Source organism: Pseudomonas sp. 2VD (assembly GCF_005503585.1).
Classification (GTDB): domain Bacteria; phylum Pseudomonadota; class Gammaproteobacteria; order Pseudomonadales; family Pseudomonadaceae; genus Pseudomonas; species Pseudomonas aeruginosa.
The window spans coordinates 1-25564 of the sequence record NZ_SCND01000002.1; the positions used below are offsets into that span (position 1 = coordinate 1).

Consider the following 25564-nt stretch of genomic DNA (forward strand, 5'->3'; position numbering starts at 1 on the left):
ACAGTGAAAGGAAAGTACGCAGAACCGGAGCGAACCTTGCCCTGGTTATCCACAACTCGGCGTGGGCCGAGCCCCATTACTTGCCGATGCAGAAACTCGAGAAGATGCGACCCGGCGGGCAGTCGATGAGGATGTAGTCGTAGTTCTCGCGGATCGGCGCCAGCGCGTTGCGCAGGCGATTTTCCTTCATGTCCATTTCCAGCAGCACCACTTCCGCGGCGGTCAGGTCGCGGTTGGCCGGCAACAACTGGTAGCCGCCGTGTTCGGAGAACTGCATGGCCTCGGCGAGGTTGCACTCGCCGGTGAGCACGTCGTAGATGGAGTGCTCCAGGTTGTGCTTGTCGATGCCGCTGCCGGTGGTGGCGTTGCCCTGGGGATCCAGGTCCAGCAGGAGGACGCGGCGCTTGGTCGCCACGAGGGAGGCCGCGAGGTTGATACAGGTCGTGGTCTTGCCGACACCGCCTTTCTGGTTGGCGATCGCGAATACCTTAGCCATGGTTATCCCTGTTCCCCCTCATGCTGTGCGCCGCAGTATCAGCAGATGCCGCTGACCTTGGCAACCGGGTACCGCCAGCGCGTGCTCGGCTTCGACCCGGAAATCCTCCGGGAGTGCCGCCAGCTCTTCGTTCGGATGCACGCCCTTCATCGCCAGCCAGCGGGTTTCCTGGCCACCGAGGTGGCGGGTCCAGTTGGCGAAGTCCTCCAGGCTGCTGAAAGCGCGGGAAACGATGCCATCGAAGGGGCTCTCGGGACGGAAGGCTTCCACCCGGCTGTGCACGACTTCGAGGTTGGCCAGCTTCAGCTCGAGCTTCACCTGGGTCAGGAAGCGGGTCTTCTTGCCGTTGCTGTCGAGCAGGGTCAGGCGCTTTTCCGGGAACAGGATGGCCAGCGGCACGCCGGGCATGCCGCCGCCGCTGCCGACATCCAGCCAGTTATCCCCAGCCTCGGCATAAGGCACGATGCTCAGGCTGTCGAGCAGGTGGCGCGAAACCATCTCGTCCGGGTCGCGTACGGCGGTCAGGTTGTAGGCCTTGTTCCATTTGATCAGCAGGGCCAAGTAGGCCAGCAGCTGGCGTTGCTTGTCGGCGTCGAGGGCGACGCCTAGCTCGTCAGCACCGCGCGCGAGTTCGTCGGCGTGGTGTTGGGTTACCGCAGACATCAAGCGCTCTGCTCCAGTTGGCGGCCAGAGGCACGCTTCTTCAGGTGGATCAACAACAGCGAAATCGCAGCCGGCGTGACGCCGGGGATTCGCGAAGCCTGTCCGAGGGTTTCCGGACGGGCCTGGTTCAGCTTGTTCTGGATTTCCTTCGACAGGCCGGAAATCCCCAGGTAATCGATATCCACAGGCAGGCGGGTATCTTCGCTGGCGCGCAGCCGGGCGATTTCCTCCTGCTGGCGGTCGATGTAGCCGGCGTACTTGGTGCGAATCTCCACCTGCTCGGCCACCTGGGGGTTATCCACAGCGTCGCCGGTGATCTCCACCAGGCCGGCGTAATCGATCTCGGGGCGGCTCAGCAGGTTGAGCAGGTTGTATTCATGGGTCAGCGGCGTACCGAAGCGCTCGGCGATGGCGTCGCCCTGCGGGGTATTCGGCCGCACCCAGGTGCTCTTCAGCCGCTGTTCCTCGCGTTCGATACCTTCGCGCTTGGCTTCGAAGGCAGCCCAGCGCCGATCGTCGACAAGGCCCAGCTCGCGTCCCTTCTCGGTGAGACGCAGGTCGGCGTTGTCCTCGCGGAGGATCAGGCGGTATTCCGCCCGCGAGGTGAACATGCGGTACGGCTCCTGGGTGCCGAGCGTGATCAGGTCGTCCACCAGCACGCCGATGTAGGCCTCGTCGCGGCGCGGGCACCAGCTGTCCTTGCCTTGCGAACGCAACGCAGCATTGGCGCCGGCCAGCAGGCCCTGGGCGCCAGCTTCCTCGTAGCCGGTGGTGCCGTTGATCTGGCCGGCGAAGAACAGGCCGCCGATGACCTTGGTCTCCAGGCTGTACCTGAGATCGCGGGGATCGAAGAAGTCGTACTCAATCGCATAGCCCGGCCGCACGATGTGGGCATTTTCCATGCCACGGATGGAACGCACGATCTGCAGTTGCACGTCGAACGGCAGGGACGTGGAAATGCCGTTGGGATACAGCTCGTGGGTCGTCAGGCCTTCCGGCTCGAGGAAGACCTGGTGGCTTTCCTTGTCGGCGAAGCGATGGATCTTGTCTTCGATCGAAGGGCAGTAGCGCGGGCCGATGCCTTCGATCACACCGGAATACATCGGCGAACGATCGAGGTTGGCGGCGATGATCTCGTGGGTCCGGGCGTTGGTATGGGTGATCCAGCAACTGACCTGCTCGGGATGCTGTTCCTTCGAACCGAGGAAGGACATCACCGGGATCGGCGTGTCGCCCGGTTGCTCGGTCATCACCGAGAAGTCCACGCTGCGCCCGTCGATCCGCGGCGGCGTACCGGTCTTCAGCCGGCCGACCCGCAGCGGCAATTCACGCAGACGACGCGCCAGTGCGATGGACGGCGGGTCGCCGGCGCGTCCGCCTGAGTAGTTCTCCAGGCCGATGTGGATAAGTCCGCCGAGGAAGGTGCCGGTAGTCAGGACCACGTTGTCGGCATGGAAGCGCAGTCCCATCTGGGTCACTACGCCGCGGACCTGATCCTGCTCGACGATCAGGTCGTCGCAGGCCTGCTGGAATATCCACAGGTTCGGCTGGTTTTCCAGTGTATGGCGGATAGCGGCCTTATAGAGCACGCGATCGGCTTGTGCACGAGTGGCGCGCACTGCCGGCCCCTTGCGGCTGTTAAGGATGCGGAACTGGATACCGCCCTTGTCGGTGGCTTCGGCCATGGCGCCGCCAAGGGCGTCGATTTCCTTGACCAGATGGCTCTTGCCAATGCCGCCGATGGCGGGGTTGCAGCTCATCTGCCCCAGGGTTTCCACATTGTGGGTCAACAGCAGGGTTTTCACACCCATGCGCGCAGCCGCGAGTGCGGCTTCGGTGCCTGCATGGCCACCGCCGATCACGATTACGTCAAAACGGGTAGGGAAATCCACCACGCACCTCGGCCTGTTCAGAAGCAGGAATTCAGGAAAGCCGGACAGTATAAGGATTTAGCGAACCTGAATGAAGACTCCTGGACAAAAAATAGCCAATCCAGATCGAGGGAGCAAAACGGCTCGGCGGGCTTACAAAAAATAAAAGGAAAGGAATGTTTATATCTTTTTAGAACTTGTGTTTATTACTTAGCAGCGGCTTTTCTGTTGATAAGTACGTCGAGCCCAGTAAAGACATAGCCTGTAGCGAATGATAAGGCTGTCCCAAACCCTATCTGGGCCCTGTTGATAAGCGTTTTTTAGCTGTGGATGGAATGGCTCGTTATCAACATGTGGAGTTATGCACAGAGCTTCGGCGGGTTTATCTACCCTCCTGTCCCTGGGGTTTTCCACAGGTTTCAGGCGAGCGTATCCGGGCCGCGGCAGGACCGCAGCCAGGTAGGAAGAAGGAGATGGAAAGGCGTGGGAAAGGCTCAGTCGTTGCCGCTTTCCAGCGTATCGATGGATGACGACAGGCGCTCGAAGCGGCGCTTGGCGGAGACCTGGAAATCCCGCTCGGAGCCCTCGTTAGCGGGTTTGCGCAGCAGTAGCCGAGCACTGAGCCCGCTAGTGCGGTCGTAACTGCCGAACCAGTCGATCATCTGTCCGACATGGCATTCGCCGCCGAGCCATACCGCCAGGTTGGCTACGATCTCCATGTTGTAGTGTCCGAGTGCTCGCCCTGGGACGCCTTGGGAGCCGAAGGCGAGGGCCCCGCCTGGCCGGTATCGACGGAGTCCAGGGTCTGCAACAGCTCTTTTCGCAGAATCTCTTCCAGGCTTGTGGATAAACCGCTTACCGGGTTGACTTGCGTGCACGGAACGTCCCGGCGCGTGGCGATAGCGCCAGGCGAGACAACGGGATAGATACGCCATTCGAGAGGGGCGAGCAGGTAGAGATTGACCACAGCGCAGCGCCTTCGCGGACGCCGGATCGGAGCGCGGTGCCTGTGCATAAACCTCTCCCAGGTGGATATCATCCCATGCAGACCGACATCGGCGCAGATGGTTTTCTCGGGGACGAAGCGGCGCGCCGGCAATCCATGCCTGCGTGGTTGAGTGCCGGCGGCAAGGGGCACAGTGAAAGGAAAGTACGCAGAACCGGAGCGAACCTTGCCCTGGTTATCCACAACTCGGCGTGGGCCGAGCCCCATTACTTGCCGATGCAGAAACTCGAGAAGATGCGACCCAGCAGGTCGTCGGGGGTGAATGCGCCGGTGATTTCGCCCAGGTGCTGCTGGGCCTGGCGCAGATCCTCGGCCAGCAGTTCGCCGGCGCCATTGTGGATAAGTTGGCTGTGGCCATGCTCCAGCGCCTGCCCTGCCAGGCGTAGCGCTTCCAAGTGGCGCCGGCGGGCGCTGAAACCGCTTTCCGCGGTCTGTTCGAAGCCCATGCAGGCCTTCAGGTGTTCGCGCAGCAGCTCCAGGCCGGCGCCGGTGCGCGCCGAGAGGGTGATGGTGACGTGGCCGTCCGCGCTTTCCTCGAGGCCAATGGACTCTGTGGACAAATCCGCCTTGTTGCGGATCAGGGTGACCTTGCCCGGTTCCGGTCGCTGGTCGAGAAACTCCGGCCATAGGGAAAACGGGTCCGCTGCTTCCGGGGCGGTGGCGTCCACCACCAGCAGCACGCGATCGGCTTCGCCGATGGCTTTCAGCGCACGTTCCACGCCGATCTTTTCTACATGGTCCTCGGTATCCCGCAGGCCTGCGGTGTCCACCACATGCAGGGGCATGCCATCGATGTGGATATGTTCGCGCAGTACATCGCGGGTGGTGCCGGCTATGTCCGTGACGATGGCCGCCTCGCGACCGGCCAGGGCATTCAGCAGGCTGGACTTGCCGGCATTCGGTCGTCCGGCGATGACCACGGTCATGCCGTCGCGCAGCAGGGCGCCTTGGGAAGCTTCGCGCTGCACTGTGGATAATTCTGTGCGTACTTTTTCCAGAAGCCCCAGTACATGGCCATCGGCGAGGAAGTCGATTTCTTCCTCGGGGAAGTCGATGGCGGCTTCGACATAGATGCGCAGGGAAATCAGTTGCTCGGTCAATGCATGTACCCGGCGCGAGAATTCGCCCTGCAGGGAACGCAATGCATTGCGCGCGGCCTGCTCCGAGCTGGCCTCGATCAGATCGGCGATGGCTTCGGCCTGGGCCAGGTCGAGCTTGTCGTTGAGGAACGCGCGCTCGCTGAACTCGCCCGGGCGCGCCTGGCGGGCGCCCAGTTCCAGACAACGCTGCACCAGCAGGTCGAGTACCACGGGGCCGCCGTGCCCCTGCAGTTCGAGTACGTCTTCGCCGGTGAACGAGTTCGGGCCGGGGAAATACAGTGACAGGCCTTCGTCGATCACCTGCCCACCGGCATCGAGGAACGGTCCGTAATGCGCATGCCGGGCTTTCAGCTGGCGTCCGCTCACGGCCACGGCCATCTGTCCGGCGAGAGGTCCGGAGACGCGGACGATTCCCACGCCGCCGCGGCCCTGGGCGGTAGCGATCGCGACGATGGTTTCGGTGGCGGCTTGCATGTGGATATCTCCGGATAGCAAGACGCCCCTCGAGGGGGCGTCTTGTTGTGGACAGTTTTCGCGATAGACGTCAGGCGGTCTTCGCGGCTGCCTCGATCTTACGGGTAATGTACCACTGCTGTGCGATCGACAGGCAGTTGTTGACTACCCAGTACAGCACCAGACCGGCTGGGAACCAGAGGAAGAAGAAGGTGAAGATGATCGGCATCAGCTTCATCACCTTGGCCTGCATCGGGTCCGGCGGGGTCGGGTTGAGCATCTGCTGGATCAGCATGGTGCCGCCCATGACGATCGGCAGGATGAAGAACGGATCCTTCACCGACAGGTCGGTGATCCAGCCGAGCCACGGCGCCTGGCGCATTTCCACGCTTTCCAGGAGTACCCAGTAGAGGGAGAGGAAGACCGGCATCTGGACCAGGATCGGCAGGCAGCCGCCCAGCGGATTGATCTTCTCCTTCTTGTACAGCTCCATCATCGCCTGGGACATCTTCTGCCGATCGTCGCCGTGCTGTTCCTTGATCGCCTGCATCTTCGGCGACACCGCACGCATGCGCGCCATCGAACGGTAGCTGGCGGCGGACAACGGGAAGAAGGCCAGCTTGATCAGGACGGTCAGGGCGATGATCGACCAGCCCCAGTTGCCGATCAGACTGTGGATATGTTGCAGCAGCCAGAAGATCGGCTGGGCGATGAACCAGAGGAAACCGTAGTCGACGGTCAGTTCCAGGCCCGGGGAGAGTTCCTTCAGGTGCTTCTGGAGTTTCGGGCCGGCATACAGGGTCAGGTCGGTTTCCACCTTGCTACCCGCCGGAACGCTCAGGGTCGGGCCGGTGAAACCGACGATGTAGTTGCCCTGGCCGTCCTTGCGGGTCATGACCTGGTGCTGCTCGCCCTTGGTCGGAACCCAGGCGGTCACGAAGTAGTGTTGCAGCCAGGCGACCCAGCCACCCTGCACGGACTCCTTGAACTGTTCCTTGTCCATGTCCTTGGTGGAGATCTTCTTGTACGGCGAATCCGGGGTCCAGACCGCGGCGCCGAGGTAGGTGGACACCCCGGTGGCGGTGGTCGAGGACGGGTCGGCGCTGCCGTCGCGCTTGAGCTGGGCGAACAGGTTGCCGCTCCAGGTCTTGCCGCTCTGGTTGTCGATCAGGTAGCTGACGCCGACCTGATAGGCGTTTTCATTGATGCACTCGATCTTCTTCTGGGCCTTTTCCTTGTCCGAGCAATCGGCTTTCAGGCCACGGTGGAAGGTGAAGCGCTTGATGTAGTTGACACCGTCGTGGCTGAAGCTCAGGTCCACGACCAGTTCGTTCTGGCCGTCGGCCAACTGGTAGCTGCTCTGCGCACTGTGGAACAGCGGGCGGCCGGCGCTGCTGGCGTCCGGGCCGTCGGAACCGGTGAGGCCGCTCTGCGCCAGGTAGGTACGTTCGCGACCGTTGTCGAACAGCGGGAACGGCACGTCCGGACGGTCCAGGCGGCGCGGATACTGCAACAGGCCGAGCTGGACGATATCGCCGCCACGGGGATCGATGGCCAGGTCGAGGACGTCGGTCTTCACCTGGATCAGCTTGTCGCTGACCGCAACCGGCTTGTCGGCGGCTTCGCTGCCGGCCGCGCTGCTCTGGGCAGTGGGAACGTCACTGCTGGTGCCCGAGGCGGACGGAGTGTCCGGCAGGCCTTGCGTGGTGTTCATCGAAGCGCTGGCGGCGGGCAGCTCAGGCTGACCGTAATCCTTGTTCCACTGGAGAACCAGCAGGTAGGACACGACTGCAAGGGCGACGATGAGAATCGAGCGTTGAATGTCCATGGTTACTCGGCCATCGAGAAAGGGCGGTGCTTGAAGGAAACTGACAGTAGCAGATCGCGGCTACGGGATTGCCAGTGATGGAGCCGAGTGGAGGAAACCGCACTCGGGCGACCATTGCGTCGCGGGCCATGCTGCGCGATAGCCTCGTACGCTAGGGAAGTACAACTTGGCTGGGAACGACGGTGCCGGGTCATCGAAGGGGGGATGACACTACAGGGATCGGGATGCGCGGGCATCGACCTATGCATGAGTACCGTCGGCCACGCCAGGGGCGTCAGCAGGGCTTTCCGTGCGAGGTCGATTGCGCAACAGGCGTTTCCAGAGCTTGCCGAACTGCTGGTGCAGCTCCGGATTTTCCAGTTCGCCCAGGCCTTTGCGCGCGATCACCACGATATCCCAGCCAGCCAGGGTTTCCTGGTTATGGCGGAACGATTCGCGGATCAGGCGTTTGAGGCGATTGCGCTGGACGGCGAGCTTGACGTTCTTCTTGCCGATCACCAGGCCCAGGCGGGGGTGATCGAGACCGTTCTCGCGCGCCAGCAGCAGGACGTGCTTGCCGGGGACCTTGCCGGTCGGAGAGTCGAAGACTGCGCTGAATTGCCGGGCTGTCAGTAGACGCTTGTCCCGGTCGAAGTCCCGACTCACCACCCGTACCGGATAAATCAGACGGTCAGACGCTTACGGCCTTTGGCGCGACGACGCGACAGAACCTGACGGCCGTTCTTGGTGGCCATACGGGCGCGGAAACCGTGAACGCGAGCGCGCTTGAGGGTGCTGGGTTGGAAAGTACGTTTCATGATTCGGTACCTGGGTTGACGACTTGAGGTCGCAGTGACCCCGTTTAAAGAGACCGGCGATTCTAGTGAAATCGAACGGGCAGGTCAATTTCCAACCAGCGATGATGTAATAGATAGATACAAGGAAGTCATTTTTCTTTTAAAGGATAGAAACGGTTAATGCTCTTGGGACGGCGCTTTTCTGTGCATAACTCGACGAAGCCCAGCAACTGCGTGTTTCTCCGGCAGGCAAAAGGTTGTCGAGAACCGGTGTCGAGGCTGTTTCCTTCCTGAGCGAAGCCTGGGGATGAACGAGATGGTTATCCACAGCGGTTTTTTCCACACGGCTGTGCGCAGGGATGTACCCCCTTCAAAGCAAGGGTTATCCACAAAGTCCAGGACGACCGTCCGTCGGCCTGCCTGCTTTTATTAAGGTCTTGATTTGCTTGGGGCCTCAGCGCATCGGCATGTGGATAAGTCCGGTCCATCCGGCTACAATAGGCGCTTATTTCGTTGTGCCGCCTTTCCAATCTTTGGGGGATATCCGTGTCCGTGGAACTTTGGCAGCAGTGCGTGGATCTTCTCCGCGATGAGCTGCCGTCCCAACAATTCAACACCTGGATCCGTCCCTTGCAGGTCGAAGCCGAAGGCGACGAATTGCGTGTGTATGCACCCAACCGTTTCGTCCTCGATTGGGTGAACGAGAAATACCTCGGTCGGCTTCTGGAACTGCTCGGTGAACGCGGCGAGGGTCAGTTGCCCGCGCTTTCCTTATTAATAGGCAGCAAGCGTAGCCGTACGCCGCGCGCCGCCATCGTCCCATCGCAGACCCACGTGGCTCCCCCGCCTCCGGTTGCTCCGCCGCCGGCGCCAGTGCAGCCGGTATCGGCCGCGCCCGTGGTGGTGCCACGTGAAGAGCTGCCGCCAGTGACGACGGCTCCCAGCGTGTCGAGCGATCCCTACGAGCCGGAAGAACCCAGCATCGATCCGCTGGCCGCCGCCATGCCGGCCGGAGCAGCGCCTGCGGTGCGCACCGAGCGCAACGTCCAGGTCGAAGGTGCGCTGAAGCACACCAGCTATCTCAACCGTACCTTCACCTTCGAGAACTTCGTCGAGGGCAAGTCCAACCAGTTGGCCCGCGCCGCCGCCTGGCAGGTGGCGGACAACCTCAAGCACGGCTACAACCCGCTGTTCCTCTACGGTGGCGTCGGTCTGGGCAAGACCCACCTGATGCATGCGGTGGGCAACCACCTGCTGAAGAAGAACCCGAACGCCAAGGTGGTCTACCTGCATTCGGAACGTTTCGTCGCGGACATGGTGAAGGCCTTGCAGCTCAACGCCATCAACGAATTCAAGCGCTTCTACCGCTCGGTGGACGCACTGTTGATCGACGACATCCAGTTCTTCGCCCGTAAGGAGCGCTCCCAGGAGGAGTTCTTCCACACCTTCAACGCCCTTCTCGAAGGCGGCCAGCAGGTGATCCTCACCAGCGACCGCTATCCGAAGGAAATCGAAGGCCTGGAAGAGCGGCTGAAGTCCCGCTTCGGCTGGGGCCTGACGGTGGCCGTCGAGCCGCCGGAACTGGAAACCCGGGTGGCGATCCTGATGAAGAAGGCCGAGCAGGCGAAGATCGAGCTGCCGCACGACGCGGCCTTCTTCATCGCCCAGCGCATCCGTTCCAACGTGCGCGAATTGGAAGGTGCGCTGAAGCGGGTGATCGCCCACTCGCACTTCATGGGCCGGCCGATCACCATCGAGCTGATTCGCGAGTCGCTGAAGGACCTGTTGGCCCTTCAGGACAAGCTGGTCAGCATCGACAACATCCAGCGCACCGTCGCCGAGTACTACAAGATCAAGATATCCGATCTGTTATCCAAGCGGCGTTCGCGCTCGGTGGCGCGCCCGCGCCAGGTGGCCATGGCGCTCTCCAAGGAGCTGACCAACCACAGCCTGCCGGAGATCGGCGTGGCCTTCGGCGGTCGGGATCACACCACGGTGTTGCACGCCTGTCGTAAGATCGCTCAACTTAGGGAATCCGACGCGGATATCCGCGAGGACTACAAGAACCTGCTGCGTACCCTGACAACCTGACGCAGCCCACGAGGCAAGGGACTAGACCATGCATTTCACCATTCAACGCGAAGCCCTGTTGAAACCGCTGCAACTGGTCGCCGGCGTCGTGGAACGCCGCCAGACATTGCCGGTTCTCTCCAACGTCCTGCTGGTGGTCGAAGGCCAGCAACTGTCGCTGACCGGCACCGACCTCGAAGTCGAGCTGGTTGGTCGCGTGGTACTGGAAGATGCCGCCGAACCCGGCGAGATCACCGTACCGGCGCGCAAGCTGATGGACATCTGCAAGAGCCTGCCGAACGACGTGCTGATCGACATCCGTGTCGAAGAGCAGAAACTCCTGGTGAAGGCCGGGCGTAGCCGCTTCACCCTGTCCACCCTGCCGGCCAACGATTTCCCCACCGTAGAGGAAGGTCCCGGCTCGCTGAACTTCAGCATTGCCCAGAGCAAGCTGCGTCGCCTGATCGACCGCACCAGCTTCGCCATGGCCCAGCAGGACGTGCGTTACTACCTCAACGGCATGCTGCTGGAAGTGAACGGCGGCACCCTGCGCTCCGTCGCCACCGACGGCCACCGACTGGCCATGTGCTCGCTGGATGCGCAGATCCCGTCGCAGGACCGCCACCAGGTGATCGTGCCGCGCAAAGGCATCCTCGAATTGGCTCGTCTGCTCACCGAGCAGGACGGCGAAGTCGGCATCGTCCTGGGCCAGCACCATATCCGTGCCACCACTGGCGAATTCACCTTCACTTCGAAGCTGGTGGACGGCAAGTTCCCGGACTACGAGCGTGTACTGCCGCGCGGTGGCGACAAGCTGGTGGTCGGTGACCGCCAGCAACTGCGCGAAGCCTTCAGCCGTACCGCGATCCTCTCCAACGAGAAGTACCGCGGCATTCGCCTGCAGCTTTCCAACGGTTTGCTGAAAATCCAGGCGAACAACCCGGAGCAGGAAGAGGCCGAGGAAGAAGTGCAGGTCGAGTACAACGGCGGCAACCTGGAGATCGGCTTCAACGTCAGTTACCTGCTCGACGTGCTGGGTGTGATCGGTACCGAGCAGGTCCGCTTCATCCTTTCCGATTCCAACAGCAGCGCCCTGGTCCACGAGGCCGACAATGACGATTCTGCCTATGTCGTCATGCCGATGCGCCTCTAATCACACTGAATGTCCCTGACCCGCGTTTCGGTCACCGCGGTGCGCAACCTGCACCCGGTGACCCTCTCCCCCTCCCCTCGCATCAACATCCTCTACGGCGATAATGGCAGCGGCAAGACCAGTGTGCTCGAAGCCATCCACCTGCTGGGCCTGGCGCGTTCATTCCGCAGTGCGCGCTTGCAGCCGGTGATCCAGTATGAGGAAGCGGCCTGCACCGTATTCGGCCAGGTGATGTTGGCCAACGGCATCGCCAGCAACCTGGGGATTTCCCGTGAGCGCCAGGGCGAGTTCACCATCCGCATCGATGGGCAGAACGCCCGGAGTGCGGCTCAATTGGCGGAAACTCTCCCACTGCAACTGATCAACCCGGACAGCTTTCGGTTGCTCGAGGGAGCGCCGAAGATCCGGCGACAGTTCCTCGATTGGGGAGTGTTCCACGTGGAACCTCGGTTTCTGCCCGTCTGGCAGCGCCTGCAGAAGGCGCTGCGCCAGCGGAACTCCTGGCTCCGGCATGGTAAACTGGACCCCGCGTCGCAAGCGGCCTGGGACCGGGAATTGAGCCTGGCCAGCGATGAGATCGATGCCTACCGCAGAAGCTATATCCAGGCGTTGAAACCGGTATTCGAGGAAACACTCGCCGAATTGGTTTCACTGGATGACCTGACCCTTAGCTACTACCGAGGCTGGGACAAGGACCGGGACCTCCTGGAGGTTCTGGCTTCCAGCCTGTTGCGCGACCAGCAGATGGGCCACACCCAGGCGGGACCGCAGCGTGCGGATCTTCGCATACGGTTGGCAGGTCATAACGCCGCGGAGATTCTCTCGCGCGGTCAGCAGAAGCTGGTGGTATGCGCCCTGCGCATCGCCCAAGGCCATCTGATCAATCGCGCCAAGCGCGGACAGTGCGTCTACCTGGTGGACGACCTGCCCTCGGAATTGGATGAGCAGCATCGAATGGCTCTTTGCCGCTTGCTTGAAGATTTGGGTTGCCAGGTATTCATCACCTGTGTGGACCCGCAACTATTGAAAGACGGCTGGCGCACGGATACGCCGGTATCCATGTTCCACGTGGAACATGGAAAAGTCTCTCAGACCACGACCATCGGGAGTGAAGCATGAGCGAGAACAACACGTACGACTCTTCCAGCATCAAGGTGCTGAAGGGGCTGGATGCCGTACGCAAGCGCCCCGGCATGTACATCGGCGACACCGACGATGGCACCGGTCTGCACCACATGGTGTTCGAGGTGGTGGATAACTCCATCGACGAAGCGCTGGCCGGTTATTGCAGCGAAATCAGCATCACCATCCATACGGATGAGTCGATCACTGTCCGCGACAATGGACGCGGTATTCCGGTGGATATCCACAAGGAAGAAGGGGTTTCTGCGGCGGAAGTGATCATGACCGTCCTCCACGCCGGCGGCAAGTTCGACGACAACACCTACAAGGTGTCCGGCGGCTTGCACGGTGTGGGCGTCTCGGTGGTGAACGCGCTGTCCCATGAACTGCGCCTGACCATCCGTCGCCACAACAAGGTCTGGGAACAGGTCTACCACCACGGCGTTCCGCAGTTCCCACTGCGCGAAGTGGGCGAGACCGATGGCTCCGGCACCGAAGTTCACTTCAAGCCGTCCCCGGAGACCTTCAGCAACATCCACTTCAGTTGGGACATCCTGGCCAAGCGCATCCGCGAGCTGTCCTTCCTCAACTCCGGAGTCGGCATCCTGCTGCGCGACGAGCGTACCGGCAAGGAGGAGCTGTTCAAGTACGAAGGCGGTCTGAAGGCCTTCGTCGAGTACCTGAACACCAACAAGACCGCGGTGAACGAGGTATTCCACTTCAACGTCCAGCGTGAAGAGGACGGCGTGGGTGTGGAAGTCGCTTTGCAGTGGAACGACAGCTTCAACGAGAACCTGCTCTGCTTCACCAACAACATCCCGCAGCGTGATGGCGGCACCCACCTCGCCGGTTTCCGTTCGGCGCTGACGCGTAACCTGAACAACTACATCGAGGCCGAAGGCCTAGCGAAGAAATTCAAGATCGCCACCACCGGCGACGATGCCCGCGAAGGCCTCACCGCGATCATCTCGGTGAAGGTACCGGACCCGAAGTTCAGCTCGCAGACCAAGGACAAGCTGGTCTCCTCCGAGGTGAAGACCGCGGTGGAACAGGAGATGGGCAAGTACTTCGCCGACTTCCTGCTGGAGAATCCCAACGAAGCCAAGGCCGTGGTCGGCAAGATGATCGACGCCGCCCGTGCCCGCGAGGCCGCGCGCAAGGCGCGCGAGATGACCCGCCGCAAGGGCGCGCTGGACATCGCCGGCCTGCCCGGCAAACTGGCCGATTGCCAGGAAAAGGACCCGGCGCTCTCCGAACTGTACATCGTGGAGGGTGACTCCGCGGGCGGTTCCGCCAAGCAGGGCCGCAATCGCCGGACCCAGGCGATCCTGCCGCTCAAGGGCAAGATCCTCAACGTCGAAAAGGCGCGCTTCGACAAGATGCTCTCCTCCCAGGAGGTCGGTACGCTGATCACCGCCCTGGGCTGTGGCATCGGCCGCGAGGAGTACAACATCGACAAGCTGCGCTACCACAACATCATCATCATGACCGATGCTGACGTCGACGGTTCGCACATCCGCACCCTGCTGTTGACCTTCTTCTTCCGCCAGATGCCCGAGTTGATCGAGCGTGGCTACATCTACATCGCCCAGCCCCCGTTGTACAAGGTCAAGCGCGGCAAGCAGGAGCAGTACATCAAGGACGACCAGGCCATGGAAGAGTACATGACCCAGTCGGCCCTGGAAGACGCCAGCCTGCACGTCAACGAGCACGCTCCGGGCCTGTCCGGGGCAGCGCTGGAGAAACTGGTCAACGAGTATCGCGGGGTGATCGCCACCCTCAAGCGCCTGTCGCGCCTGTACCCCCAGGAGCTGACCGAGCACTTCATCTACCTGCCTACCGTGTCGGTGGACGACCTGGCTAACGAGTCGGCCATGCAGGGCTGGTTGGAGAAGTTCCAGGCGCGCCTGACCGCCGCCGAGAAGTCTGGTCTGACCTACAAGGCCAGCCTGCGCGAAGACCGCGAGCGCCACCTGTGGCTGCCCGAGGTGGAACTGGTGGCCCACGGCCTGTCCAGCTACGTCACCTTCAACCGTGACTTCTTCGCCAGCAATGACTACCGCTCGGTGTCGCTGCTCGGCGACCAGCTGAACAGCCTGCTGGAAGACGGCGCCTACGTGCAGAAGGGTGAGCGCAAGCGCCCGATCAGCGCCTTCAAGGACGGCCTGGACTGGCTGATGGCCGAAGGTACCAAGCGCCACAGCATCCAGCGATACAAGGGGTTGGGCGAGATGAACCCTGAGCAGCTGTGGGAAACCACCATGGATCCGAACGTCCGGCGCATGCTCAAGGTGACCATCGAGGACGCCATCGCCGCCGACCAGATCTTCAACACCCTGATGGGCGATGCCGTGGAGCCGCGCCGCGACTTCATCGAAAGCAACGCGCTGGCGGTGTCGAACCTGGACGTGTGACAGGTCGGCAGACCGACCCTCATGGAAACCCCGGCCTGGCGCCGGGGTTTTCTTTTTGCGCCAGGTAGCCTGGATACGGGCGCCAGGGGTGCCTTGCCAAGGTGTGGTCGAGCCCCGGTTGCTCGCCGGCATTGGCACCCTGGGCCCGGGCCTCCTGGCGGCGTTGCACCGCTCCTGTGGGCAGCGGACGCCGGTCAATTCGGTCGATCGTTGCCAACCGGCCTTGCTTTGCGCCTCGCGTGAAAACAAGAAGCCCCGCTATGGCGGGGCTTCTTTTATCGAATCGGCGCACAGTGCGCCTTGCAGGGGGCTTTGCGGCCCTTCACGAGACCACCGACGGCTCCGGATGGCTGACCCGCTGCTGGATGGGGCTGATCTCGGCCATGGTCTCGCTGACCCAGGCTTCGGCGCGCTGGTTTAGCTCGGCGATGGCGCGCGGGCCTTCGCCTTCGGCGTGCATCGCCGGGCCGATCACCACCTGGATGGTGCCCGGGTACTTGGCCCAGCCGGCCTTGGGCCAATACTGCCCGGCGTTGTGGGCGATCGGCAGTACCGGTAGCCCGGCGTTGACCGCCAGGGCGGTGCCGCCGCGGGAGAACTTGCCCATCTGCCCCACCGGAATACGCGTGCCTTCCGGGAAGATCAGCACCCAGGCGCCTTTCTTCAGGCACTCGTCGCCCTGCTTGGCCAGTTGCTTGAGGGCCAGCTTCGGCTGGCTGCGGTCGATGGCGATGGGCTTGAGCAGGGCCAGGGCCCAGCCGAAGAACGGCACGTAGAGCAGCTCGCGCTTTAGTACCTGGCTGAGTGGCTCGAAGAAGCCGGAGAGGAAGAAGGTTTCCCAGGTGCTCTGGTGCTTGGAGAGGATCACGCAGGGCTTTTCCGGGATGTTCTCCAGTCCGCGCACCTCGTAGCGGATGCCGGCGACCACGCGGGTCAGCCAGATCGCGAAGCGGCACCAGTTCTGTACCACGAAGCGGTAGCGGGCGCGGAACGGCAGGATCGGCGCGATGAAGAAGCTGAGGGTGCCCCAGACGAACGCGCTGGCGGACAGCAGCAGGTAAAAGAGGACGGTTCTGATGGCCTGCACTGTCGACATGTATTCTGACCTTACTGAAGTAATGCGCTGGCGACTGCCGCCAGATCGTCGAATATCAGGGTGCCCTCTGGCAAGGGCTTGCCCAGCGTACGTACACCTTTTCCGGTCTTTACCAACACCGGCTGACAATCGACGGCCCGCGCCGCCTCCAGGTCACCGATGCTGTCGCCGACGAACCAGATACCCGACAGATCGACCCCGTAGTGCTCGCCGATCTGCCGCAGCATACCCGGCTTCGGCTTGCGGCAGTCGCAACCGTCATCCGGTCCATGCGGACAATAGACGATGAGGCCGACCTCGCCGCCCTGCTCCGCGACCAGTTCGCGCAAGCGCGCATGCATGGCCTCGAGCACTGCCAGATCGTAATAGCCACGGGCGATGCCGGACTGGTTGGTAGCCACCGCGACGGTCCAGCCGGCCTGGCTCAGGCGGGCGATGGCCTCGATCGAGCTGGGGATGGGGATCCACTCGTCGAGGGTCTTGATGTAATCGTCGGAGTCGAGGTTGATGACTCCATCGCGGTCGAGAATCAGCAGGGAACGGGACATCGATGCGCAGTTGGCCATGAACGGAAAGGATCGATTCTACCTCAGCCAGCCGGAGCATCGCGGATGGATCGACGAGCCCCCTACGCTGGACAATCTGTACTAGATTCAATAATGGCAATGGAATGGCAATCCCAGGCCAGGGAGTCATTTGGCACGCAGCAGTGGGTGTCTCGGAGTACGTGCGAACCCTTGGCGGGTGGATCACCGGAGTAACGCAGTAAGCGCCTATCGCATGCCAGCACGGCCGACCGGCCGTGTTTCCACCACAGGTGGAGCGGGCATGACGACGGGGAGTTCCGGGGCGTCTGCCCGTTCCCAAGGACGGTAACCGTGAAACGCCTGAAAAAGACACTGCACCTTTCAAGCTTGTCCCTCGTTTCCCTGGCTCTTTCTTCCGCCGCCCTGGCGGCCGCTCCGGTCATGCTCGACCAGGGCAAGGAATGGACCGAAAGCCACCGCCAGGACTTCTACAGCCGCGACCAGGGCTCGCAGGTGATGCCCCTGCCCTGGCTCAAGGCGTTGCGACAGCCGGATGGAACGCCTTTCCTCGCCGACAGCCTGGCCCGCTACGGCTATTTGCCCAATCCCAAGGCGCCCGCGGAAGGCTTGCCGGTGGGCTTCACCGTAGCCGGCACGGGCGCCCGGCAGATGGTCGGCATGACCTGTTCGGCCTGCCATACCCGGCAGATCGAGGTGAAGGGCACGGCCTATCGGATCGACGGCGGTCCGGCGATCGTCGACTTCCAGGCATTCCTCGCCGACCTCGATCGGGCCGTGGGACCGCTGACCAGCGATGACGCCGCCTTCGACGCCTTCGCCAAGCAGATCCTCGGGGCCAATCCGCCTCCCGGTGCGCGCGACGCCCTGCTCGCGGCGGTGAAGGAATGGTACGAGCCCTATCACACGCTGATCGAGCGCGCGCTGCCCAAGGACACCTGGGGACCGGCGCGGCTGGACGCGGTATCGATGATCTTCAACCGCCTTACCGGGCTGGATATCGGCACCGCGCCGCCCTATCTGATTCCCGACAACATCAAGGCGGCGGATGCGCCGGTGCGCTACCCGTTCCTGTGGAACGCGGCGCGGCAGAACAAGACCCAGTGGCCCGGCTTCGCCGCCAACGGCAACGACCTGCTCGGCCTGGCGCGCAATGTCGGCGAGGTCTACGGGGTGTTCGCCACCTTCCACCCGCAGAAGAGCAAGTTCCACCTGCTGGGCATGGACTACCTGAAGGTCAACTCGGCCAACTTCCACGGGTTGGGCAAGCTGGAGGAGCTGATCAAGAAGATCGGCCCGCCGAAGTGGCCCTGGGCGGTGGACAAGCACCTGGCCAGGAAAGGCGCGCTGATCTTCGCCCGCAAGACCGACGAGGGTGGCTGCGTGGAGTGCCACGGCATCCGGATCAAGGACCTGGTGCTTTGGGACACTCCGCTGAGGGACGTCGGCAGCGACAGCCGCCAGCACGCCATCCTCGATGGCCAGGTGCAGACCGGCGTGATGGAGGGCGCGCGGATGCCGTTCGGCCAGCCGCTGAAGGCGACCGACGGAGCCTTCGATGTACTCGCCGTAGCGGTGGCCGGTTCGATCCTGCAGCACTTCGTGCCGATCCTCGGTGAGAAGCACGATGCCAAGGCGGCGGCGGTCAAGCCGGAAAGCGTGATGACCGACGAAACCCGGCAACTGCTGACCGCCTTCCAGAAGCCGGTGCGTACCCAGGCCGACCCCTACCCCTACGAGTCGCGGGTCCTGCAGGGGATCTGGGCGGCGGCGCCGTACCTGCACAACGGCTCGGTGCCGACCCTGGAAGAGTTGCTGAAGCCGGCCGCGGAGCGGGTGGAATCCTTCCCGGTGGGCTCGGCCTACGACGTGGACAAGGTCGGCCTCGCCGCCCAGCAGACCCAATTCGGCAGCTATGTGCTGAAGACCACCGGCTGCGAGCAGCGTGATTCCGGCAACAGCCGCTGCGGCCATGAGTACGGCACCAGCCTGTCGGCCGAGGAGAAGCGCGCGCTGCTGGAGTATCTGAAGGTCCTGTAGTGAAAAAGGCCCGGTGTCGCGAGGACGCCGGGCCTTTTCTTCGAGGCGGGACTGGCTCAGCCGAGCAGCGAGATGTCCGCCACCCCGAGGAACGACCCGCGCAGCTTGGCCAGCAGCGCATAGCGGTTGGCGCGCACCGCCGCGTCGTCGACATTGACCATCACATCGGCGAAGAACGTATCCACCGGCTCGCGCAAGGCCGCCAGGCGGGCCAGCGCGGCGCGATAGTCGCGTGCCGCTGCCAGCGGCGCGACTTCGCTCTCGGCGTACGCCACGGCGCTGCCCAGGGCCTTCTCGGCGGCTTCCACCAGCAGGCTGGCATCCACGTTCGGCGGAACCTCGTCCTCGGACTTGGCGAGAATATTCGACACCCGTTTGTTCGCCGCGGCCAGGGCCTCGGCTTCAGGCAACTGGCGGAAGGCCTGGACGGCCTGTACGCGCTGGTCGAAGTCCAGCGGCGAGCTTGGCTTGAGCGCGCGCACCGACTGGTACACGGCCACGTCCACGCCTTCGTCCTCGTAGCGCGCGCGCAGGCGGTCGAACACGAAGTCCAGCACCTGCTCGGCCAGGCCGGCGGCCTTGACCTTGTCGCCGTATTGCTCGACGGCGGCGTTGACCGCGGCTACCAGGTCCAGGTCGAGCTGCTTCTCGATGAGGATGCGCAGCACGCCCAGCGCAGCGCGGCGCAGCGCGTAGGGGTCCTTGCTGCCGGTGGGAAGCATGCCGATGCCGAAGATACCGACCAAGGTATCGAGCTTGTCGGCCACCGCCACGGCGGCGCCGGTCAGGGTCGAGGGTAGCTCGGCGCCGGCGCCGCGCGGCATGTACTGCTCGTTGAGGGCCAGGGCGACGTCTTCCGCTTCGCCGCCGTGGGTGGCGTAGTAGTAGCCGGCGATGCCCTGCATTTCGGGGAACTCGCCGACCATCTCGGTCGCCAGGTCACACTTGGACAGGATGCCGGCGCGCGCGGCGTTCTGCGCATTGCCGCCTATACGTTCGGCGATGTAGGCGGCCAGGCCGGAGACGCGCTGGGCCTTCTCGAACACGGTGCCGAGCTGGGCCTGGAACACTACGTTGCGCAGGCGCTCATTGAAGCTTTCGAGCGGCTGCTTCTTGTCCTGCTTGAAGAAGAACTCGGCGTCGGTGAGGCGCGGGCGAACCACCTTCTCGTTACCGCTGACGATGTTCTCCGGCGCCTTGCTCTCGACGTTGGCGACGGTGATGAAGCGCGGCAGCAGCTTGCCGTTGGCGTCCAGCAGGCAGAAGTATTTCTGGTTGTCCTGCATGGTGGTGATCAGGGCTTCCTGCGGGACCTCGAGGAAGCGCTCCTCGAAGGAGCAGACCAGCGGCACCGGCCACTCGACCAGTGCAGTCACTTCGTCGAGCAGGCTCGGCGGCACGATGGCGCTGCCCTGTTGCTCTGCGGCCAGTTCGGCTACGCGCTTGGCGATCAGCTCGCGGCGCTCGGCGAAATCGGCCAGCACATGAGCGCCGCGCAGGTCTTCCAGATACGCTGCCGGGCTGGAAATACGCACATTGTCCGGATTGTGGAAGCGGTGGCCCCGGGATTCGCGCCCGGCTTTCTGGGCGAGGATCTCGCACTCGACCACGTCGTCGCCGAACAGCATCACCAGCCATTGGGTCGGACGCACGAACTCCTCGCGGCGAGCTGCCCAGCGCATCCGCTTGGGAATCGGCAGTTCGTTCAACGAGGCCTCGACGATGCCCGGCAGTAGGCCGGCGGCCGGTTGGCCGGCGATGGTCTGGCTGAAGCGCAGCTTCGGACCGCTCTTGTCGATCTGCTGTAGATCCACGCCGCACTTCTTGGCGAAGCCCAGGGCGGCCTGGGTCGGGTTACCGCTGGCGCCGAAGGCGGCCTGTAGCGGCGGACCGTCTAGGTTGACGGTACGGTCGGGCTGCTGCACGGCGAGTTGCTCGACCAGCACGGCGAGACGGCGCGGCGCCGCATAGAAACGCGCAGCGGCATAGCTCAGACCGGCAGCCTTGAGGCCCTTCTCGATACCGCTGAGGAAGGCTTCGCCGAGGCTGTTGAGGGCTTTTGGCGGCAGCTCTTCGGTGCCCAGTTCGACCAGGAAATCCTTGGCGCTCATCATTCGGCCTCCTTCAGCTTGGCCAGTACTTCGTCACGCAATTCGGGGGTGGCCATGGGGAAGCCGAGGCGCGCGCGGGCCTGCAGGTAGCTCTGCGCCACGGCGCGGGCCAGGGTACGCACGCGAAGGATGTAGCGCTGGCGCTCGGTGACCGAGATGGCGCGCCGCGCATCCAGCAGGTTGAAGGTATGCGAAGCCTTGAGGACCATCTCGTAGGTCGGCAACGGCAGCTCCAGCGCGATCAGGCGGTTGGCTTCGCTTTCGTAGAAGTCGAACAGTTCGAACAGCTTCGGCACGTTGGCGTGCTCGAAGTTGAAAGTGGATTGCTCCACCTCGTTCTGGTGGAACACGTCGCCATAGGTGACCTTGCCGAACGGGCCGTCGGTCCAGACCAGGTCGTAGACCGAGTCCACGCCCTGCAGGTACATGGCCAGGCGCTCCAGGCCGTAGGTGATCTCGCCGGTGACCGGATAGCACTCGATGCCGCCGACCTGCTGGAAGTAGGTGAACTGGGTGACTTCCATGCCGTTCAGCCAGATTTCCCAACCCAGGCCCCAGGCGCCGAGGGTCGGCGACTCCCAGTTGTCCTCGACGAAGCGGATGTCGTGGACCAGCGGGTCGATGCCGATGGCTTTCAGCGAGCCGAGGTACAGCTCCTGGAAGTTCTCCGGGTTCGGCTTCAGGACCACCTGAAACTGGTAGTAGTGCTGCAGGCGGTTGGGGTTCTCGCCGTAGCGGCCGTCGGTGGGGCGGCGGCTCGGCTGGACGTAGGCGGCGTTCCAGGTCTCCGGGCCGATGGCGCGGAGGAAGGTGGCGGTGTGGAAGGTGCCGGCGCCCACTTCCATGTCGTAGGGCTGCAGCACCACGCAGCCCTGCTCGGCCCAGTAGTTCTGCAGGGCGAGAATCAGGTCTTGGAAGGTGCGCACGGCGGGCGTAGTCTGGCTCACGAAATTCACCTGTGCTGAGGCTTCGATACAAAACGCGGAAGTATACCCGATTCCCGCGCCGCCTCGCCCGTCCCCCCGATCCCTGGAAAACCACGGAAAGCCTTATGCCACGCTGCTTCTGGTGCAACGACGATCCCCTCTACATGGCCTACCACGATGAGGAGTGGGGTGTGCCGCAGCGCGATCCCGACGCGCTGTTCGAACTTCTGCTGCTGGAGGGCTTCCAGGCCGGGTTGTCCTGGATCACCGTGCTGAAGAAGCGCGAGCGCTACCGCGAGGTGCTGTTCGGCTTCGACGTGCAGCGGGTGGCACAGATGAGCGACGCGGAGATCGACGAACTGATGCTCGACCCCGGCATCATTCGCAATCGGGCCAAGCTCAACGCTGCGCGGCAGAACGCCCAGGCCTGGCTGGAGCTGGATGACCCGGCTGGGTTCCTCTGGTCCTTCGTCGGCGGCCAGCCGAAGATCAACCATTTCGCTGGTCGTGCCGAGGTGCCGGCGATTACCCCGGAAGCCGAGGCCATGAGCAAGGCGCTGCGCAAGGCCGGCTTCAACTTCGTCGGGCCGACCATCTGCTACGCCTTCATGCAGGCCAGCGGCATGGTCATGGACCATACCCAGGACTGCGACCGTTACGCCCAACTCGTCGGCTAGCCGGGCGCTCCCTGATGGATGCGTTCGGATGTTCCACGTGGAACATCGGCGCGCAGCATAGCTGGTCGCCCCGCTTCCTTGGCTGCCGCCCTCGCCCTTCTTCCTGGCGTACAATGCGCGTTCGAGTCGAGCGAGGAGTGTTTCGTGGAGAAATTCAAAGGTGCCCTGGTGGTGGGGGCCCTACGCCTGTTCGCGCTATTGCCCTGGCGTGCCGTGCAAGGCGTCGGGGCCGGCATAGGCTGGCTGATGTGGAAATTGCCGAATCGATCCCGCGAGGTAGTGCGGATCAACCTGTCCAAGTGCTTCCCCGAGTTGTCCGAAACCGAACTGGAAAAGCTGGTCGGACAAAGCCTGATGGATATTGGCCGTACCCTCACCGAAAGTGCCTGTGCCTGGATCTGGGCGCCTGAAAAGTCGCTGAGGTACATCCGCGAGGTCGAAGGCATGGAAGTGCTGGAGGAAGCGCTGGCTTCCGGCGATGGCCTGGTCGGCATTACCAGTCACCTGGGAAACTGGGAAGTACTCAACCACTTCTATTGCTCCTACGCCAAGCCGATCATCTTCTATCGTCCGCCCAAGCTGAAGGCAGTCGACGAATTGCTGAAGAAGCAACGCGTGCAATTGGGCAACCGCGTCGCACCTTCCACTCCGGAGGGTATCCTCAGCGTCATCAAGGAAGTGAAGAAAGGCGGTTGCGTAGGGATTCCCGCCGACCCCGAGCCCGCGCGTACCGCTGGGCTCTTCGTGCCCTACCTGGGCACCACTGCATTGATCAGCAAGTTCGTCCCGCAGTTGCTTTCACGCGGCAAGGCGCGTGGAGTGTTCTTCCATGCGGTGCGCCTGCCCGATGGTAGCGGTTACAAGGTGATCCTCGAAGCGGCTCCGGCGGACATGTACGACAAGGACCTGGAAGTGTCTGTAGCAGCCATGAGCCGCGAGTTGGCGAAGTATGTACGAGCCTATCCCAGCCAGTACATGTGGAGCATGAAGCGCTTCAAGAACCGCCCGGATGGCGAGAAAAAATGGTACTGAGGAAAGGGCGTCGGAAGACGCCTTTTTCATATCCGGGTACTATGCTCAGCTCTGCCGCCTCCTCCGCAGGTCCCGAGGGACTCGATGGATAATCAACGACAATACCCACGAACCCCGCTCAAGTGCCGAATCCGTATCAGTCACCCGTTATTTGGCGAGCTGATGGCGCAGACCCGCGACCTCTCCGACACCGGGGTCTATGTCAAACACCCGGATCTGACCCAGCTCCCAACAGGCAGTGTCGTTACTGGCCAGGTACAGGATCTGCCGATCGACGCGCCGATCCTGCAGATGGAAGTCGTGCGAGTCGATGCGGAAGGCGTCGGCCTGCGCTTTCTCAGCGAAGCCTGAACGGTGATGTTCCACGTGGAACCCCAGGCATGAGCCACTGATCACAGAGTGGGCGAAACCGCTGCCGGTTATCGGCTAGAATGCGCGCCGCTCGGCATGGTGCCGGGCATGGGTTCCCTCACCCCATCGCGCAAAAAGGACAGTACATGTCAGCTTCTTCTCCGGCGGCCTGGCGCGGCACCCTGGCCGGCCTGATCGCCTTCCACATCTTCATCATCATCGCCAGCAACTACCTGGTGCAGTTGCCGATCACCCTGTTTGGCTGGCACACCACCTGGGGCGCCTTCAGCTTTCCGTTCATCTTCCTGGCTACCGACCTCACCGTGCGCTTGCTGGGCAAGGGCCCTGCCCGGCTGGTCATCGCCCGGGTCATGATCCCGGCGTTGATCGCCTCCTACGGGGTCTCGGTGTTGTTCCAGGAAGCGGCGTTCCGTGGTTTCTCCGCGCTGCTGGAGTTCAACACCTTCGTCGCACGGATATCCCTGGCAAGCTTCCTCGCCTATGTGCTCGGGCAGATCCTCGACATCCAGGTATTCGACCGCCTCCGTCGTTCCCGGCACTGGTGGACCGCGCCAGTCGCCTCGACCATCCTCGGCAACCTGCTGGACACCTTCACCTTCTTCTTCGTGGCGTTCTGGCGCAGCGACAATCCGTTCATGGCGCAGCACTGGGTGGAAATCGCCACGGTGGACTACGGAGTGAAGCTGAGCATCAGCCTTCTGCTGTTCGTGCCGCTCTACGGCATGCTACTCAACGGCATCCTGAAGATGCTGCCGGGGCGGCCGCAGAGCAACGCTTGAGGCTCATCGAGGCAGTCTGGAGGAAGGGCGCAACGGCCGTGAACGTTGCGCCCTTCTTCGTTAGGAGGTGGTAGCCCGGTGCGCGGCCGTGAGCAGCGTCAGGGCATCGCCGCCGAGCGTGACCAGGATGTGCGCCACGCGCTGAATGGGAACGCCCTGCCCTGTCCGCACTTCGATCCTTTCCAAGGCATGGAGGAGGCCGAGGAGAGCCCTGAGGCGCTCCTGTACGGATTCGAGCATCTCATTGGCGGAGGCGTTCCGGTGAACGTAGAGAATCGCTTGCTCGTATGGGTATTCGACATAGGACGGGACTGAACGCTCGTGCTTCGACATGTTGGCTCCGGAAAAGTAGTTGAAGTCAGGTGTCGCGTTCGGGCTTGGACCGAAGCGATGAGTCGAAGCTAGAGGGCCGGCAGCGGTCGCTCAAGGGGGGTTGGGCGTTCGGGATGCAGGCTACATCGTTGACAGAAGTTGCCTACGAATGTGTGGAACAGGTCTTTGTAAAAGTGTCGTCGGGGCGTGCTCGAACCGTTCTGCCAGCGCTCGATGAGGACGCCCGACCCGTCTGCCGGGACTCCGGCCTACGGGTGGAGAGAACGCGCTGTACTCCGTCCTGGCCGGGGAAGCGCGAGCCTCGGCCGGACGCTCAGGTTCTCGCCCTGTCGAGCTTGCGCAGGAACACCGTCATTTCCTTTTCGGCCTGCTTGTCGCCATGCGTCGCGGCAGCTGCCAGGCCTTGCTCCCAGGCCTGCCGGGCGCCCGCGAGATCGCCGGCAGCCTGGCGCGCCTTACCCAGCAGTTTCCAGCCAGCGGAATACTTCGGGTCCTGCTCTACGCAACGCTGGAGGTGTTCCGTCGCGCGTTCGGCGTCGCCCGCGTCCAGGTAGCCCTTGCCTAGGCCGAAGCGCAGCAGCGCATTGTCTACGCCTTTGGCCAGCATCTTTTCCAGACCTTCGATCATCACCCTGCCCTCTTCCAACGATGTCGGCCATTGTGCCCGGCTCCGGCCAGGCTTTGCACGGAACAGGGGCTTC

At 63.0% G+C, this 25564-nt stretch carries 21 protein-coding genes and 2 pseudogenes; 9 read left to right on the plus strand and 14 right to left on the minus strand.

Translation table 11 applies throughout. The features are described from left to right. Positions 1–112: 112 nt before the first annotated feature. The 8 genes and pseudogenes from soj to rpmH all read right to left on the minus strand — a co-directional run. Positions 113–496 (minus strand): annotated as a pseudogene (soj, locus tag FFS27_RS00275) (chromosome partitioning protein Soj); the annotation flags it as partial. Positions 497–514: 18 nt separating this feature from the next. Beyond that, positions 515–1159, minus strand: a complete 645-nt coding sequence (rsmG, locus tag FFS27_RS00280; RefSeq protein WP_003100242.1) for a 16S rRNA (guanine(527)-N(7))-methyltransferase RsmG — start codon at positions 1157–1159, stop codon at positions 515–517. Then, positions 1159–3051 (minus strand): tRNA uridine-5-carboxymethylaminomethyl(34) synthesis enzyme MnmG, encoded by a 1893-nt coding sequence (mnmG, locus tag FFS27_RS00285; RefSeq protein ID WP_003100244.1) that lies wholly within the window; start codon positions 3049–3051, stop codon positions 1159–1161. The genes rsmG and mnmG overlap by 1 nt, the downstream gene beginning before the upstream one ends. A gap of 473 nt (positions 3052–3524) precedes the next feature. Next, positions 3525–3749, minus strand: coding sequence for a hypothetical protein (locus FFS27_RS33145; protein WP_003097251.1), 225 nt, complete (start codon positions 3747–3749; stop codon positions 3525–3527). A gap of 493 nt (positions 3750–4242) precedes the next feature. Then, complete coding sequence (mnmE, locus tag FFS27_RS00305) at positions 4243–5610, minus strand: tRNA uridine-5-carboxymethylaminomethyl(34) synthesis GTPase MnmE (RefSeq protein WP_003100248.1); 1368 nt, start codon at positions 5608–5610, stop codon at positions 4243–4245. 70 nt (positions 5611–5680) lie between these two features. Further along, a complete protein-coding gene (gene yidC / locus FFS27_RS00310) occupies positions 5681–7417 on the minus strand; it encodes a membrane protein insertase YidC (RefSeq protein WP_021263217.1) in 1737 nt (578 codons plus the stop codon). A gap of 240 nt (positions 7418–7657) precedes the next feature. Beyond that, positions 7658–8065 carry a ribonuclease P protein component gene (gene rnpA / locus FFS27_RS00315; protein WP_003100251.1) on the minus strand — a complete coding sequence of 136 codons (408 nt, stop codon included), beginning with the start codon at positions 8063–8065 and terminating at the stop codon, positions 7658–7660. A 14-nt stretch (positions 8066–8079) separates the two neighbouring features. After that, positions 8080–8214, minus strand: a complete 135-nt coding sequence (rpmH, locus tag FFS27_RS00320; protein ID WP_003100258.1) for a 50S ribosomal protein L34 — start codon at positions 8212–8214, stop codon at positions 8080–8082. Between the two features lie 525 nt (positions 8215–8739). Between rpmH and dnaA the strand changes: the two genes are divergently transcribed. From dnaA to gyrB, 4 genes and pseudogenes are all read left to right on the plus strand, one after another. Further along, the gene (dnaA, locus tag FFS27_RS00325) at positions 8740–10284 is read left to right on the plus strand and encodes a chromosomal replication initiator protein DnaA (protein ID WP_003109151.1); all 1545 of its coding nucleotides are present in this window, start codon (positions 8740–8742) and stop codon (positions 10282–10284) included. 28 nt (positions 10285–10312) lie between these two features. Further along, positions 10313–11416 (plus strand): DNA polymerase III subunit beta, encoded by a 1104-nt coding sequence (dnaN, locus tag FFS27_RS00330; RefSeq protein WP_003097262.1) that lies wholly within the window; start codon positions 10313–10315, stop codon positions 11414–11416. Positions 11417–11425: 9 nt separating this feature from the next. Next, positions 11426–12528, plus strand: a pseudogene (recF, locus tag FFS27_RS00335) (DNA replication/repair protein RecF). A gap of 3 nt (positions 12529–12531) precedes the next feature. Beyond that, the gene (gyrB, locus tag FFS27_RS00340; RefSeq protein ID WP_003097268.1) at positions 12532–14952 is read left to right on the plus strand and encodes a DNA topoisomerase (ATP-hydrolyzing) subunit B; all 2421 of its coding nucleotides are present in this window, start codon (positions 12532–12534) and stop codon (positions 14950–14952) included. Positions 14953–15274: 322 nt separating this feature from the next. Here gyrB and FFS27_RS00345 read toward each other — a convergent pair whose 3' ends face one another. Further along, positions 15275–16048 carry a lysophospholipid acyltransferase family protein gene (locus FFS27_RS00345; RefSeq protein ID WP_003100265.1) on the minus strand — a complete coding sequence of 258 codons (774 nt, stop codon included), beginning with the start codon at positions 16046–16048 and terminating at the stop codon, positions 15275–15277. An 11-nt stretch (positions 16049–16059) separates the two neighbouring features. Continuing rightward, a complete protein-coding gene (gene gmhB, locus FFS27_RS00350) occupies positions 16060–16596 on the minus strand; it encodes a D-glycero-beta-D-manno-heptose 1,7-bisphosphate 7-phosphatase (RefSeq protein ID WP_003120688.1) in 537 nt (178 codons plus the stop codon). Between the two features lie 330 nt (positions 16597–16926). On the opposite strand from gmhB, the gene FFS27_RS00355 reads away from it, so the two are divergent. Beyond that, positions 16927–18633, plus strand: a complete 1707-nt coding sequence (locus FFS27_RS00355) for a di-heme-cytochrome C peroxidase (protein ID WP_003161952.1) — start codon at positions 16927–16929, stop codon at positions 18631–18633. A 56-nt stretch (positions 18634–18689) separates the two neighbouring features. On the opposite strand, the gene glyS is transcribed toward FFS27_RS00355, so the two are convergent. Continuing rightward, positions 18690–20744 carry a glycine--tRNA ligase subunit beta gene (glyS, locus tag FFS27_RS00360; protein WP_137951905.1) on the minus strand — a complete coding sequence of 685 codons (2055 nt, stop codon included), beginning with the start codon at positions 20742–20744 and terminating at the stop codon, positions 18690–18692. Continuing rightward, entirely contained in the window at positions 20744–21691 is a 948-nt protein-coding gene (gene glyQ / locus FFS27_RS00365) for a glycine--tRNA ligase subunit alpha (protein ID WP_003097276.1), read from the minus strand. The genes glyS and glyQ overlap by 1 nt, the downstream gene beginning before the upstream one ends. Positions 21692–21795: 104 nt before the next feature. Here glyQ and FFS27_RS00370 point away from each other — a divergent pair, with 104 nt between their 5' ends. The 4 genes from FFS27_RS00370 (at position 21796) to FFS27_RS00385 (ending at position 24530) form a co-directional block, all read left to right on the plus strand. Further along, positions 21796–22347 (plus strand): DNA-3-methyladenine glycosylase I, encoded by a 552-nt coding sequence (locus tag FFS27_RS00370; protein WP_003097280.1) that lies wholly within the window; start codon positions 21796–21798, stop codon positions 22345–22347. 144 nt (positions 22348–22491) lie between these two features. Next, on the plus strand, positions 22492–23379 hold the full coding sequence (locus tag FFS27_RS00375) for a lysophospholipid acyltransferase (RefSeq protein WP_003123762.1): 888 nt from the start codon (positions 22492–22494) through the stop codon (positions 23377–23379). Between the two features lie 84 nt (positions 23380–23463). Next, the gene (locus tag FFS27_RS00380; RefSeq protein WP_003114645.1) at positions 23464–23730 is read left to right on the plus strand and encodes a PilZ domain-containing protein; all 267 of its coding nucleotides are present in this window, start codon (positions 23464–23466) and stop codon (positions 23728–23730) included. A 146-nt stretch (positions 23731–23876) separates the two neighbouring features. After that, positions 23877–24530, plus strand: coding sequence for a 7-cyano-7-deazaguanine/7-aminomethyl-7-deazaguanine transporter (locus FFS27_RS00385; protein WP_021262991.1), 654 nt, complete (start codon positions 23877–23879; stop codon positions 24528–24530). 60 nt (positions 24531–24590) lie between these two features. Here FFS27_RS00385 and FFS27_RS00390 read toward each other — a convergent pair whose 3' ends face one another. Next, positions 24591–24863: a hypothetical protein gene (locus FFS27_RS00390; RefSeq protein ID WP_003142201.1), complete on the minus strand. Its 273-nt coding sequence runs from the start codon at positions 24861–24863 to the stop codon at positions 24591–24593. A 313-nt stretch (positions 24864–25176) separates the two neighbouring features. Then, entirely contained in the window at positions 25177–25494 is a 318-nt protein-coding gene (locus FFS27_RS00395; protein WP_003097288.1) for a tetratricopeptide repeat protein, read from the minus strand. Positions 25495–25564: the final 70 nt, after the last annotated feature.

What these genes read in the sequence shown, in the direction of transcription:
- rsmG (WP_003100242.1), bottom strand. Translation starts at nt 1,159, where the DNA reads ATGTCTGCGGTAACCCAACACCACGCCGACGAACTCGCGCGCGGTGCT.
- FFS27_RS33145 (WP_003097251.1), bottom strand. Translation starts at nt 3,749, where the DNA reads ATGGAGATCGTAGCCAACCTGGCGGTATGGCTCGGCGGCGAATGCCAT.
- mnmE (WP_003100248.1), bottom strand. Translation starts at nt 5,610, where the DNA reads ATGCAAGCCGCCACCGAAACCATCGTCGCGATCGCTACCGCCCAGGGC.
- yidC (WP_021263217.1), bottom strand. Translation starts at nt 7,417, where the DNA reads ATGGACATTCAACGCTCGATTCTCATCGTCGCCCTTGCAGTCGTGTCC.
- rpmH (WP_003100258.1), bottom strand. Translation starts at nt 8,214, where the DNA reads ATGAAACGTACTTTCCAACCCAGCACCCTCAAGCGCGCTCGCGTTCAC.
- dnaN (WP_003097262.1), top strand. Translation starts at nt 10,313, where the DNA reads ATGCATTTCACCATTCAACGCGAAGCCCTGTTGAAACCGCTGCAACTG.
- gyrB (WP_003097268.1), top strand. Translation starts at nt 12,532, where the DNA reads ATGAGCGAGAACAACACGTACGACTCTTCCAGCATCAAGGTGCTGAAG.
- FFS27_RS00345 (WP_003100265.1), bottom strand. Translation starts at nt 16,048, where the DNA reads ATGTCGACAGTGCAGGCCATCAGAACCGTCCTCTTTTACCTGCTGCTG.
- gmhB (WP_003120688.1), bottom strand. Translation starts at nt 16,596, where the DNA reads ATGTCCCGTTCCCTGCTGATTCTCGACCGCGATGGAGTCATCAACCTC.
- glyS (WP_137951905.1), bottom strand. Translation starts at nt 20,744, where the DNA reads ATGAGCGCCAAGGATTTCCTGGTCGAACTGGGCACCGAAGAGCTGCCG.
- FFS27_RS00370 (WP_003097280.1), top strand. Translation starts at nt 21,796, where the DNA reads ATGCCACGCTGCTTCTGGTGCAACGACGATCCCCTCTACATGGCCTAC.
- FFS27_RS00380 (WP_003114645.1), top strand. Translation starts at nt 23,464, where the DNA reads ATGGATAATCAACGACAATACCCACGAACCCCGCTCAAGTGCCGAATC.
- FFS27_RS00385 (WP_021262991.1), top strand. Translation starts at nt 23,877, where the DNA reads ATGTCAGCTTCTTCTCCGGCGGCCTGGCGCGGCACCCTGGCCGGCCTG.
- FFS27_RS00390 (WP_003142201.1), bottom strand. Translation starts at nt 24,863, where the DNA reads ATGTCGAAGCACGAGCGTTCAGTCCCGTCCTATGTCGAATACCCATAC.